The following is a 13,861-nucleotide window of genomic DNA, read 5'->3' on the forward strand; positions in this document are numbered from 1 at the left end:
GCGTCTCCACCTCTTTTCGTATTTTAATGGATACTCTTGTATACAATTGTCTCCAACCTTGAGATTTCAGCATGCTTGTGTCAAGTTAAAAACCAGACAGAACAAAGCAGGTGCCTTCTCATGAGCCCAGATTCCGCCGATCACCAGCCCCGCGGGGAAGTTGCCTATCAAAAGCTTCTGGCAGCCATCCAGCATGGCGAACTCAAGCCGGGAACCCGAATCCGCGAGGTGGAAGTTGCTGAAAGGTTTGGAATCAGCCGCACCCCGGTGCGCGATGCCATTCGACGTCTGGAAAGTGATGGGCTGCTGATCCACATGCCTCGACACGGGGCCGTCATCAAGGAACTCGATCATCGCGAAGTGATCGAACTGTATGAAATTCGAGAAGTTTTGGAAGGAACAGCCGCCCGCTATGCCGCGCGCCACGCATCAGAGCTTGAAATCGCCGAACTGGAAGATCTGAATGAACTGATGCTGAAAAACGGGCAGGACCCGGTGAAAGTTGCAGAAGCAAACCGGCTGTTTCATCAGGCACTGTATAGAACGGCGAACAATCGCTATCTTATTGATGCACTTAATTCTTTATCGAATTCAATGGCGCTTCTGGGCGGTACGACGCTTCAATATGACGGCCGCCCCGAAAGTGCCTATCAGGAACATAAGAACATTATCGACAGCATCCGGTCCGGCAACGCCGATCAGGCCGATACCGATGCAAGACATCACATCCGAAGCGCTCAAAGGCTGCGGATCAAGCTATTGCGTGAATAAGAGGCGATCTGTTGCACGCTGTTGCAAGGTCACACAACGCGCAACAGATCCGCATAGACACCGTCAAGAGCGACCAGTTGGTCATGACGTCCCTGCTCTGCGATGCGTCCTGCTTTCATCACCACGATCTGGTCCGCATGGCGGATGGTGGACAGCCGGTGCGCGATGGTAATCGTTGTCCGGCCTTTCGACATGTGGTTCAACGCAGACGACATCGCGCGTTCCGTACGTGTATCAAGAGCACTGGTCGCCTCGTCCAGTAAAAGCACAGGCGGGTCGCGCAGGATGGTGCGAGCCAGCACCAAGCGCTGTTTCTCGCCACCGGAAAATCGGTATCCGTCTTCACCAACCAGCGTATCATAGCCCTCAGGCAGCGACGCGATATGGTCGTGAATCTGGGCAATCTTTGCAGCCGCAACCAGTTCGGCCTCGGTCGCGTCCGGTTTCGCGAAGCGCAGGTTCTCTGCCACAGAGGCATGGAACAGATAGGGCTCTTGCGGAACGACCCCCACCATTTCGGACAGCGATTGAAAACTGAGATCGCGCAGATCCACGCCATCAAACCGGATGGCACCACTATCCACATCGTAAAGCCGCGCCAGCAAGTATCCCAGTGTCGTCTTGCCCGAACCCGTCGGGCCGACTATCGCGACATTGCTGCCTGCGGGGATCATGAGGCTTATGTCATGCACAGCAGTCGGGCCATCCTCATGGTAGGCAAAACTGACATGCTCCAGCTCTACCTGACCGCGCATGTCCGAACGGCGAATTGTAACGGGTGCCGGTTTCTCGGTGATCTCAACCGGCATGTCCAGATACTCGAAAACCCGCGCAAACAAGGCACGTGTTTTTCGTGTATCGCGTCCGATTTCCAACAATTGCTCGAAAGGCCACAATAGCTGTTCCTGTAACGCGATCATCGCAACCAGCGTACCGATGGTGGCAGGATTGTCTGTCTGCATCAGCAGCCCCCCCGCCAGCAACGTCATCGCCGGCAGGACGGCCAGCGCAAAGCTGATCAGGGACCACTGCCATTCACCGGCGGTATGAGACTTCACCTCAAGTTTCGCCAGGTCTCCCGATATCCGGGTGAACCGTTGTACAAGATGTGGTCCCCTTCCCATCGTGCGGGCAAGGATGACCCCCGAGGCCGAAAGCGTTTCCTGCACCGCCACGGACATGTCGGCGGCGCGCGCCTGCTGCTGGTAGGTCAACGCTTCGCGCATACGGGCAACGCGGTTACTGATCAGGATCGTTCCCGGCACCACGAACAGAACAAAAAGTGCCAACCGCCAGTCAAGGATCACGATGGCAATGGCCGTCATGACAACCGCACTGAGCGAACGACCAAGTTCGTTGGCAGTTTCCGTTACCAACGATTGCAGTCCATCGATATCACTGGCGATGCGCGACTGAACCTCGCCCACACGCGTTCCGGTAAAAAACCGCAACGACAGGCTTTGGAGATGGGCATAAAGCCGCACCCGCAAGGCATGCAGAACCGCCTGTCCGATACGTGACATGAGGATCACCTGATAGGCACCGACCGCCGCCGAAAGCAGGGCGACGATGACCATACCTCCCACCAGCCCGACAAGCAGTCTGAGATCATTGGCGGGCAAAGCTTCGTCAATGATCGCCCGCAACAGGAACGGTCCCGCCAGACCGACCGCTGAGGACATGATCATAAGCAATATGACCGCTGCGATCCGTTTCCGGTAAGGAATGAACAGCGACAATATACGCCGCATGGAAACATGCCGCGCCGCAAGGTCGGTATAGTCGTCGGAATAAGGAAGATGTTTGGACATTGGTACAATCAGACGAAAGGTAACACTTGGCACGGCAGCCGGATTTCGACGGCAAGACCAGGATGATCAGAAGGGAATATCGACGCATCTCCTCCATGCGCCCGGGCAATCGCCCTGACAATTGGCAAGCCCAGGCCGGAACCACCACCGCTCCGCCCCCGTGAGTCGTCCGCACGCCAGAACCGCTCGAAGGCACGCGTGCGGCTTTCTTCAGGAAGGCCCGGTCCTGTATCCGTGCAACGGAAAAAGACATACTGTCCGGCTACACCGGTCTCGACATGCACCGTACTTTGCGGCGCGTAACGACAGCAATTTTCCAGAACCGCCACGAAAGCCTGCCTCAATCGCGCGCGGTCAGCACTGACGACGGCGCTGGACAACTGGCGCATTACCGTGATCCCGGCCTTGCTGAAATGATCCTCAAGCGAAAGGAGCGCCGCCTCGGCCTCCACCGCCAGATCAAGACGTGAATATTGCAGATCGAGCTGCCCTGCATTGCTCAGCGCCAGTGTCCGCAACTCCTCGACGATGGCCGACAGATCATCCACATGGTTAATCAGGCGACCATACAGTTCCGGACTGGGGGCGAAGGCACCATCCAGCAACCCCTGGAGCCGCCCACGCAGAATGGTCAAAGGCGTTCGCAATTCATGTGCAATGGCCGAGTTAGAATATTTCAACTCGGCCTCGGCACGTTGCAGTCGCCCTGCCATCTGATTGAAATCGTCAACCAGATCGCTCGCCTCGCCAAAATTGCCCCGGCTCAATGAGGCGCGCGCCGAAAAATCCCCATTCGCCACCTTGCGCGCAGCCGCGGCAACAGATTTCAAAGGATCCACAATCCGTCGTGCCAGAACCCACCCCAACAAAGAGGCGGTTAATATGCCGATCCCCAGAAGAAGGCCCAGCGTTACGATATCACCGGTGCGCAGGATGTCGTCGTCGGTGAAATCCGGATAAAGCCATTCATAAATGAAGAAGAAATACGCCGTTAACCCGAAATAAACGACGGTGAAAGCAAGCAATGTAAGCGAAATCATCGCACGAACGATGCGGGAATTCAGATTTCTAGCCATGCGTGTTGTCCAGTCGATAACCGACACCACGGACACCGACGAGCATGCCATCCGCCCCAGCCGCAGCCAGTTTACGCCGCAGATTGCTGACATGGCTGTCCACTGTCCGATCCAGCGCCTCACCCTCCGGCAGGCACGCATCGACCAGTTCCGAGCGCTCGAACACCCTGCCAATCCTCAAGGCCATATAAGCCAGAATGCGAAATTCGGTTCTGGTAAGGCCGAGCACAACCGGTCCCGCCGCGCTTTCGACCTCCACCCGATAGGCCTGTGGATCAATGGTCAATGGTCCGACGCGCAACATTTGCCCGTCATCACGGGCAATGGTTCGCCGCAAGACCGCCTTAACACGCGCCACAACCTCAAGCGGGTTGAACGGTTTAACGACATAATCGTCTGCACCAATACGTAGCGCCTGCAACTTGTCGAGATCCTCGGCAAGCGCCGTTACCATGATGACGGGCGTGTCACCACGTCGACGGATCGCCGCCAGCACTTCATAACCGTCCTGCCCCGGCAGCTTGATATCCAGCACCACAAGGTCGGGCCGCAAGCGCTGATGATGGGCAAGCCCGACCGTTCCATCACCAGCCGTAACAACCCGGAATCCTTCGCGTGACAGGTAAGTCCCGATGATTTCCGCAATCTCGGGCTCGTCCTCAATGATGAGAATCAAGGCATTGTTCATGGACATGTTTTCGATCTTTGGCTTTTCACCCAAAAGGATTCATTTGATTGAGGCGCATCTCACCCCAGGTTATTCACAACCGATTGAAAGTACCATCATGCATCTGCCAGCAATGCCGGCATCGGAGTTCCGGGATAACACTCAACGATTACTCCTCCCGCGTCGAGGGCAGGTTAAGATTTTGTCGAGGTTTTGTGGAGATGTTCGGCAACAGGAACTCCAGTGTAACGAGCTCAAGAGGCGGTCCGATAATTTATCTGTATCAAAGAGCGCACTTCATCATTGTGCTGCCGCAACCTCTTCATCAGCGATTGCAGTACTTCCGCCAAGCGCGCGGTAAAGCGTTGATTCATTGACAAACTGTGCGAGCCGCACATCGGCAAGAACCACTTCGGCAGAACGACGGCGTTCCTGCGCATCAAGCCAGATGCGCAGGGTGGTCGCACCAGCCCGATAACGTGTCTCGGTCAGTTTCTCGACTTCCAGCGCGGCCATATAGGCATTATCAAGTCGGCGTGACTGCTCGCCATAGCTGGCGCGCGCACCAAGCGCATTGGCCACATCGGCAAACGCGTTCAGCAAAGTTTTGCGAAATGCGCTGACGGCCTCTTCATAATGGGTCTCTGAAACCGCAATCGTCAAACTCATATCCTTCAGGTTAAGGAATGAGAGGACAGCACCTGCTCCCAGGGTTGCGACCGGGTTGGAGACGAAGGAAATCAGCTGATCGCTGCTGGTCCCTAACCCACCGGTAAGCGAGATCCCCGGATAGAAGCTGGTCCGCGTCGCGTCCACGCTCTTCAACGTCCCCCGCAACCGCGCTTCTGCTGCACGAAGATCAGGACGGCGGGCAAGCAGATCGGCGGGCAACCCTGCTGCAAGCTCCGGAAACTTCTTTCGCGGCAGGCTCTGCGGTTCTGGAACCGGGTTTGGCGCACCGTTCAAAAGGACCGTAAGCACATTGCGCAGAACAAGGCGGGCCTGCTGCAACTCCGCTACTCGCGCCGCCTGAGTCTCGACAGCTTGTTCGCTTTCTCTAAGTTCCAGATCGGAAACATCCCCGACTTCTGCCTGCTTCCGCACGAGATCCTGAATTTGCTCTACATAATCAAGGCTGTTTATAGCCGATGCAATCGACTCATTGGCATGGGCGATACGGAAATAGGTTTCGATCGTCATGCCGATGATTGCCAGGCGCGCCGCTTCGTAATCCTCGGCAGTTGCCTCCGCCTCGAAGCTTGTGCTGTCGCGCTGTGCCGCCAGTTTCCCCCACAAGTCGACTTCATAGGAAACACCGATTGCTGCAGACGAAGATGCTGCCGAAGTCGTACTTCCTTCAAGAGGCCGGCTCTTCGAAGTGTTAAGAGCCCCGCTCAACTTCGGGAACAGGGCATTCGTCGCAAGGTCGGCTTGCAGGCGCGCTCTGCGCGCACGAACGGTCGCAGCGAAAATGTCGTTGTTGCGACTGACCACTTCGCTGACCAGGGCGGTAAGTCCGGAATCTCCGAATGCAATCCACCACTGATCTGCACTCGCATTCGCCGTATCTGCGGTACCCGAAGCAGACCATGTCGGTCCCTCCGGCAGATCAGGGCGCAGATAGTCTGTCGACGGGCTGGTGCAACCGGCAAGGACAACAAACAGGCAAGGAACAATCAATCTGACAAAAACCATGACTACTCTCTGGAAAGCGCAACGACCGGATCAAGCCGCGAGGCATTGCGTGCAGGCAGAAAACCGAAAACGAGGCCGATGAGAAGTGCGACCAGACAGGCGGAAAGGATGGCGTCGATCGAAATGATCATCGGGAATGAACTGCCCTGCCCCCCAAACGCAGCAGCCGCGCCAAGCGCCACTCCGACGCCAAGCAGAGATCCGGCAATGCAAATCGTGACAGCTTCAATCAGGAACTGAAGCATGATGTCGATACGCCGTGCGCCGACCGCCATGCGCAGGCCGATCTCGCGGGTACGCTCGGTGACGGAAACCAGCATGATGTTCATAACGCCGATCCCACCAACGATCAGCGAAATGACCGCGACCGAAGAAATCAGCAGCGTCATCGTCCGCGACGTCTTCTCCATGATCCGGCGCAACTGGTCACTGTTGAAGACAAAAAAGTCCTGTATACCGTGACGGCGTGTCATCAGACCGACAATCGCGCGTTCGGCAACAATCGTGTCAACATTGTCAGATATGCGAACGGTCAGCCCGGCAAGGCTCGTTGCCGCCCCAAGCAACCTGCCGGCCACGGCAGTATAGGGAAGGTATATTTGCAGGGTTTTGCCCGACATGCCGGAACGCTGGGCCACCGTGCCGATGATGACCACCGGCACGCGGTCGATCATGATGATCTTGCCAAGCGGAGATTCACTACCCGGAAAAAGCGTAGTTGCGGCTCTGTCGTCTATCACGGCCTCCTGACGACGCTCGGCGATACTGTCGGCTGTGAAGCCGTTGCCCTGCACGATCTTGAGGCCGTTTACCCGAAAATAATCCTCACCGACACCGTCAACGTTGGCGGACATGGCAGTGCTGCCGAACCGAATGCGCGCACTCGTCGACACCAGTGGCGTAACGCTGTCGATATAGTTTTGCGCAGACAAAGCCTCGGCGTCAGATACAACCAGCGTCCTGATGCTGTCGGCGCGCTCGTCGTCCCAACCCTGCCCGGGATAAATGGAAAGTGTACTGGCACCAAGTTCGCTGATCTCGGCAAGGACCCGCTGGCGTGTCCCTTCGCCCAGACCGACGACGGAAACCACGGCAGCAATGCCAATGATGATCCCCAGCATGGTCAGGAATGTGCGGACCCGATGAGCCGCCATCGAGCGCAACGCCATGGGAAAAGCTTCTGCAAACCGTCGATGGAAACCTGCCAGCACGCCAACAGACCCGGAACGTGCAAAGGAAGGTAAGGGAGCACCAACCAGAGGTTCGCGGCATCGCTGGTCAGACAGAATCAGACCGTCACGGACTTCGATGATGCGATCAGCGTGGGCCGCGACCTCCATATCGTGGGTGACGATAATGACCGTATGGCCGTCCCGATGAAGCTCCTTGAGAATCTCAAGCACGGTTTCACCACTTCTGCTGTCAAGCGCTCCGGTCGGCTCGTCGGCAAGGATGATACGCCCACCATTCATAAGCGCGCGAGCAATCGACACCCGCTGCTGCTGACCGCCGGAAAGCTGACCTGGACGGTGATCGACGCGCTCGCCAAGGCCGAGACGCTCCAGAAGTGACCGGGCCCGCTCGCGCCGGGAGGCGGTATCAAGGCCTGCATAAACGGCTGGCATCGCGACATTATCAGTCGAGTTGAGCGTGCCGAGCAAGTGATAGCGTTGGAAGATGAAGCCGAAATGCTCCCTTCGCAACGCTGCCAGTTCGTCTGCGCTCAAACCGGCAACACTGCGACCGCCGACACGGTAATCGCCCGCAGTCGGCTGATCAAGGCAGCCAAGAATATTCATGAGCGTCGACTTGCCCGATCCGCTTGCGCCCACAATCGCGACAAGTTCACCGCTGTCGATATGAAGATTGATCCCCGCAAGCGCGGAAATCGTCTCTTCGCCCGTCTGAAACAGCCGTGTGACGTTCTCTATTTCCAGTAAAGCGCTCACATCATCTCCATAGCGTTAGAGTCCGATGCCTGACCATCTGCCGGAATGACAACCTCCTCACCGACCTGCAGGCCATCGATCACTTGCGCCTTGATCCGGTCAGTCAGTCCTATTGTGACAAGGCGCTCCGAAATTTCGCCAGAAGAGGAGCGGACACTAAGGCGATAGCGACCGTTCTGATCGCGCTCGGTCAACGCTGACCATGGCACGAGCGGCACGTCCTCTGCCTGCCCCACCACAATGGTCACCAGAGTAGTCATCATGGGCCGCAGTCGGCCATCAGGATTGGGCGTTGTGAATATTCCGTTGAAATAAACAGCCTGTGTTGCCTGCCCTGCGGTTGTGGAGGCCGTCGTTGATTCTGTCGCGATTGATGTCGGGGCGGGCGCAATCTGCTCCAATCTGCCGACCGTCGGAAGATGGGTTTCGCCCATGATCGTGAAACGCACGATCTGGCCGGGTTTTACGCGGGTAATATCGGCTTCTGATATTCTTACCTTAACCTGCATGACGTTGAGCTCGGCCAGCACAATGATCGTCGGCACGGCCAGATTGGAGTTCAGTGTTTGGCCAGCCTTGGTAACGACCGCAACCACAACCCCATCCATCGGCGCGGTAACCTTCGTGTAGCCAAGGTTGGCTTTCGCGTTCTCGACCTCCACTGTGGCTTGGGCAATCTGCGCGTCCAACGCCTCGATATCAGCCGTCAGGACTTTGAACGCCGCCTCCGCCGTCTCAAGCTCGGCGACCGAAGCCGCACGCTGACGGGCCATGCTCTTCTGTCTGTCATAGGCTTGCTCAGCCCGCCTGAGCTCAAAACCACGCGCCTTGCGCTGCGCCTTCACATTGGCAAGTGCCGCCTCTGCGATGCGAAGAGCATATGCCTGTGCCGTCGGGTCAATCTCGGCGATCAGATCCCCGGCCTTGATTTTCTGACCCAGTTCAACATGCAAGGTTTTCAACTGACCGGAAACCTGCGCACCGACACTGACGATCCGGGCAGGTTCGAGTTCACCATTGGCAAGAACCGTTTCCTCGATTGTGCCGAGCGAAACAAACTCGGTAAGCACGGATGCCTGCGGCTCTTCCTCAAGAACACCGCTGGCCGACGCCATTGCCACCAGCGCCACAGCAATTACGCCTGCGATGATCAGAGTTCGACCAATGCTATTTGACAGTTTCATTGTTGTTTTTACCAACCGACATTTATTGACCAGAAAAGAAGATCGTCGTTCAATCGGGTTCACTCTCGCCCCGAGACGACTGATCTCGATAACCCCGCCACATCAGCCAGATGGTTAGCCGTGGGCGGGTCGTTTGCGAGTTTTGAAAAAATCCCTGTGAACATGATTGCTTTCTTCAAGCACCATCTCACGCCGCAATGAAAGTTGGGTGCAGGTTATGTGGAGATCGCGTGGACGCGCGCGTCTCCTCGCCCAGCTGCCCCGTAATCCAGGACCCAAATGACAAAACCCCGCCAATCGGCAGGGTTTTGTCATTTGGATGCGACGGCAGGCATCCAGTCCGGCGCTCCATACCTGGAACGACAAACAAATATTTTGCAATATTAATTACTTAAATGAAATCTGCTCAAATGATCGATCCGGACAATCCCGCTAAAAACTGACTTCCCGGATAAAGCCTGCGACTATCGCTTCATAAAGGCGGCGCGCCCAGCTCATGGGCTCGGCATCAATCTGCAGCCTGCCGCGCTGCATCATCGAAAAACCCTCGCCGGCCGGGGGACTTTCCCTATCCGTCGCAACGATCCCCTCCAGCTTGAAAACCGGATCATGCGGGGTGTATCGGCCATCCCTGTCCGCAGTCGCGGCAATTGTGCCGCCATGGGTGGATACAAGTGCCGGTGTCTCGATATAGGTGCTGTTGAACCGCTCGACAGTCTCGACCTCGATGTCAAGAACGGGTTGGGTAAACTGTTCCGGATAGAACCTGGCCGATGGCCGGTTGCCGATACGTGCAATATCGCGCTGGGAGACATAGGCGACAACTTCCCATGACGCCCGTTCGTTGGCACCGACAATCCGCGCAAGCTGGGTGCGCGGTGCAATCCAGTCGCCAACCCGGATATCATCGGCCAGTTCGCGCACCATTCCGTCAATCGGCGCACGCAGGGTCAGAAGATCCTGCCGCGCTTCAAGGGCAACGATCCGCGCCGCCAGACGCCGCATTTCCTGAAGACGCGCGGCATAGTCGCCAAGATTATCCCGGCTCGCCTCGGTCTGCGCCAGCAATATCCGCGCCTCGGCAAGCTCCAGCTCCCGAATGCGGTGTTCGGCATCAAGTTCCGGCGCGCTCAGAATGGCAATCGTATCACCGGCCCGGACCCGGTCCCCTTTTTTCACCGCAAGTTCAGCAACCTGGCCTGCAACCGTGCTGATGATCTCCGCATCATTGCTGGCCTGAAGCACCGCATCTGCCGAAACACGCGATTGCCACGGCACGAAGGTCAGGACGGTCAGAACAGCCAACAGAAATCCCGTCGCGACAAGCGACGGTGTTACTTTTGCGCTATGGCGGTCTTTCCACCAGTGTTTCATTTCATTTAAAACCGGAATGACGATGAACCATGCGATTTCGACCACAAAAAGGATAATGCCAAGAACCTTGAAGAACAGGTGGTAAACCACCAGCGCAATGCCAAGAAACAGAAAGAAGCGATAAATCCAGACCGCAATCGCAAACGCCGTCAGCATCCGCCGCTTTTTGCGTGGCATCGGTTCGGGGGCGGGATGTCCGAACCGGAAAAGCGTCTCGCGGATCGTCCATTTCGCCATGGCAAAGGACCGGTTTTGCAGATTGGCAATACCCAGAGAATCCGACAGCAGATAATAGCCGTCAAACCGCATGAAAGGGCTTAGATTGATCAGAAGTGTTGTGATCCAGGTTGTCGTCGCCAGAAGGAACACCGCACTTTGCAACGGCCCGGGCGGCACAAGATGCCAGAAAAAAGTCGCCAGCAACGCAAGTGCGAGCTCAACCCGGATACCGGCCGCCGCAATACGCAGCCTTTTTTCCTTGCTGATGATCCGCCAGGCATCGGACGTATCGGTATAAAGCACCGGATACATCACCAGAAACGCAACCCCCATCGACGGCACCCGGCAGCCATAGCGCGCCGCACTATAGGCATGCCCGAATTCATGAAGGATTTTGGCAAGCGTAAGTGTCACCGCCATCCACACCACGCCCTGCCAGTTGGCAAAGCCCATGAATGTCGACACAAACAGGTCCCATTGACGCAAGGTCAGGAAAATGCCGGTCAACCCCAGGATCAGCACGCCCAACTGAACCGCGCGCGATGCGATAATATCGGCAATCGGCTGGGTCTTGCGCAGAAAACTGTCCGGATGGACCAGCGGTACACGCACAAAAAGATAATTGTGGATCGCCCATTTCCAGAATGGCGGTTTGCCCGCATTGGCAATGCGCGAAAACTCGGCCACGGTCTCGTTGCTGTCACGCTGCAAAAGTCCATTGCCATGCAGGAACTTTATCAGCCCCGTCAACGCGGCCTCGTCAACGCTCAGAACCGTATCGCGGCAAATGCGCTCGATGATTGCCTGCCCCTGGCGCAAAGGCCACCGGCGCAGCATTTCAAACGCGGCATACCCGATCCGGAAATACCGGTTGCGCACCGGATCATGGATCGTCCAGCACGGCGCGCCATATTCATCGGTCCCGGCGGGCAGAAGCCTAAGATCCTCGCGCAGCGGCGGCACAACCAGCTCTTTTGCATTCCCCTGCGGTGCGATTGCCATGGCAGATCAGAACCCGATCATCTGACGCAGGGCTGAAAGCGGACGGCGGAAAAGGAACAGCGCCAGCGGAACATGATCGCCCATGATTTTCGCCGATCCCTTCAACCCGATACGGGGAATGTCATCCGGGCTGTCAAACCGCGCCACCGCCTGATAGGCCAATATGCCTTCGAGCGTTTCCTTTGGCTGATAGGCGGCATATTCAAGCGTTGCGTCAATCGAACCAAGCGGATCAACATCCAGAAACAGCCGGACCTCCGCCCCCGATTGCAGGGCGATGGCATCGGAAACCGGAATGGAAATACCAAGCTCGGCGGCATCGGGTGCGGCAATGGCCATGACCTGCTCACCCGTCGAAACAGGCCGCCCGCGCCAGTCATTGGAATCACTGAAAATCGCAATACCCGATTGCGGTGCCCTGACCTCGATCTGCGAAAGCTGATAGCGGCTGAATTCGGCCTGTTCCTGACGCAATGCCAGACGCGTCTGCGAAAGCGCAACCTCGGCGCGGCCCTTGGCATCCCCGAATGCCTGCTGCGATGCACGGCGCAGTTCCGCCTCGGCGGTATCAACCGCGCGCAACGCTATCTCGTAATTTGCCTTGAATTCCGCACCTTCAAACGAAAACAGAAGATCGCCCTTTGTCACCGGTGCATTCGGACGAACACTGATTTCGCGAATAACCCCGGTGATCGGGGCGGCAATCATGACCGGATCGCGCGGCATGACCGTTGCCGGGGCAATAATGCTTTGCCGAACCGGGATGGCCAACACAAGAACAAGGCCGACGAAAACCCCAGCCAGAACGGCGCGGCGTTTTTTTCCGGCTTCAAACAATCCGCCGCGCCTTTTGCGCGGACGAAGCGCATTCCACGCATGGCCAAGCGCATCGGTCAGTTGTTCAACAAGAAGCAGCTCCCCGTCCTGCCATTCCGGGGCCCGGATCAGTAACAGAAGGCCAAGCGATGTGCCATCCGGGGCAAGAACAGGCTGAGACAGGATATTGTCCTGAAGAAACTCCCGCCAGTCCGCTTCGACATCAGCACCATCCGATGCACGCGAAAATATCTTCTTCTGATCGGGGGCAATCTGCCGGTTGGCAAGCTTTTCGACGAACCGGATATAGGGGGCATTGCGGTCCACCGTCGGAACGTTTGAAACAGCCACCACCCGCAATTTCCCGTCCAGCCCGTGCGAAAGCAACACCGCCTGCTGATAGGAAATCAGTCGGCGCGTTTCCGTAACGGCCACGAACTGAAGTGCGGTCATATCCCGGGCCTGGCGGATGGACTTTTCGATGCCCAGCAAAATTGCGGATGCTGTAATGGTGCTCATTTTACCCGTCGGTTCTGGTCGCGTGCCGCTTCGCCCTGTGCCGGAAACGCTCAGGTTTCCGGTTCAAAAACAGCAACACCGCTCATGCCCGGCAACAGCTTCCCGGCATCGCCATTTATGGCTGCAAAGACTTTAACCGTCTGGCTGACCGGGTCAATATCAGCACCGATCCTTTCGGTGGTTGCCGCAATGACCGATCCCGTTTCCTCGATCCGCGCCTGAAAGCTCTGCCCCGTCGAAAGCCACGACAGCCAGCTTGACGGCACGATCAGTTCAAGCTCAAGATTGCCCGAACCGATGATTTCCATCAGTTCATCGGCAGGATTGGCAATCTGATAGGGCTGGCTTAGCCACTGGACGACAGCCCCGTCATAGGGTGCCGTGATCTTGCAGCGATCAAGATACACATCATGAAGCTGCAACTGCGCCAGTGTCCGCTCCTTTGCTGCTTGCGCCATGACAACATCAAGCTCGCCAACACTGCGCAATTCAAAAAGCCGCTGCTGGGATTTCAGTTGCGCATCGGCCTGGCGATAGTCGGCCGCCGCGGTTGCGCGTTGTGCCTTATAGGCCGCACAATCAAAAGAAATCAGCAAATCACCCTGCTTGAACTTCTGGCCCGGACGAACCGTCATTTTATCAATTCTCGCGGCCAGTTCACCGGCAAGAACGGCCCGATCCTGTGTGGTTACCAGAACACGCGCTTGCAGTGGTTCCTGCGCATCTGCCAGAACCGGAAACAACAAAGCCGAAACCGCAAGCATGCAAAACATGCTTG

General features: G+C 56.9%; 10 protein-coding genes. 1 reads left to right on the forward strand and 9 read right to left on the reverse strand.

The genetic code is table 11. The features are described from left to right. Nucleotides 1-120 precede the first annotated feature (120 nt). A complete protein-coding gene (locus P8T57_RS00945; protein WP_037992798.1) occupies nt 121-771 on the forward strand; it encodes a GntR family transcriptional regulator in 651 nt (216 codons plus the stop codon). A 29-nt stretch (nt 772-800) separates the two neighbouring features. On the opposite strand, the gene P8T57_RS00950 is transcribed toward P8T57_RS00945, so the two are convergent. The 9 genes from P8T57_RS00950 to P8T57_RS00990 all read right to left on the reverse strand — a co-directional run bounded on the left by P8T57_RS00950 (nt 801) and on the right by P8T57_RS00990 (nt 13,847). Then, complete coding sequence (locus P8T57_RS00950) at nt 801-2,582, reverse strand: ABC transporter ATP-binding protein (protein WP_341364317.1); 1,782 nt, start codon at nt 2,580-2,582, stop codon at nt 801-803. An 8-nt stretch (nt 2,583-2,590) separates the two neighbouring features. Beyond that, the gene (locus P8T57_RS00955; protein ID WP_341364318.1) at nt 2,591-3,607 is read right to left on the reverse strand and encodes an ATP-binding protein; all 1,017 of its coding nucleotides are present in this window, start codon (nt 3,605-3,607) and stop codon (nt 2,591-2,593) included. A gap of 43 nt (nt 3,608-3,650) precedes the next feature. Next, entirely contained in the window at nt 3,651-4,352 is a 702-nt protein-coding gene (locus tag P8T57_RS00960; RefSeq protein WP_223305178.1) for a response regulator, read from the reverse strand. 273 nt (nt 4,353-4,625) lie between these two features. Continuing rightward, nucleotides 4,626-6,020: a TolC family protein gene (locus P8T57_RS00965; protein ID WP_341364319.1), complete on the reverse strand. Its 1,395-nt coding sequence runs from the start codon at nt 6,018-6,020 to the stop codon at nt 4,626-4,628. Between the two features lie 2 nt (nt 6,021-6,022). Continuing rightward, the gene (locus P8T57_RS00970; RefSeq protein ID WP_341364320.1) at nt 6,023-7,969 is read right to left on the reverse strand and encodes a MacB family efflux pump subunit; all 1,947 of its coding nucleotides are present in this window, start codon (nt 7,967-7,969) and stop codon (nt 6,023-6,025) included. Beyond that, nucleotides 7,966-9,153: an efflux RND transporter periplasmic adaptor subunit gene (locus tag P8T57_RS00975; protein WP_037992806.1), complete on the reverse strand. Its 1,188-nt coding sequence runs from the start codon at nt 9,151-9,153 to the stop codon at nt 7,966-7,968. The genes P8T57_RS00970 and P8T57_RS00975 overlap by 4 nt, the downstream gene beginning before the upstream one ends. 432 nt (nt 9,154-9,585) lie before the next feature. Further along, nucleotides 9,586-11,748 (reverse strand): HlyD family efflux transporter periplasmic adaptor subunit, encoded by a 2,163-nt coding sequence (locus tag P8T57_RS00980; protein ID WP_341364321.1) that lies wholly within the window; start codon nt 11,746-11,748, stop codon nt 9,586-9,588. Nucleotides 11,749-11,754: 6 nt separating this feature from the next. Continuing rightward, a complete protein-coding gene (locus P8T57_RS00985; RefSeq protein WP_341364322.1) occupies nt 11,755-13,083 on the reverse strand; it encodes an HlyD family efflux transporter periplasmic adaptor subunit in 1,329 nt (442 codons plus the stop codon). Nucleotides 13,084-13,133: 50 nt separating this feature from the next. Beyond that, the gene (locus P8T57_RS00990; RefSeq protein WP_175484503.1) at nt 13,134-13,847 is read right to left on the reverse strand and encodes an efflux RND transporter periplasmic adaptor subunit; all 714 of its coding nucleotides are present in this window, start codon (nt 13,845-13,847) and stop codon (nt 13,134-13,136) included. Nucleotides 13,848-13,861 lie beyond the last annotated feature (14 nt).

It is taken from the genome of Thalassospira sp. SN3W, from assembly GCF_038070535.1.
Classification (GTDB): Bacteria; Pseudomonadota; Alphaproteobacteria; order Rhodospirillales; family Thalassospiraceae; genus Thalassospira; species Thalassospira xiamenensis.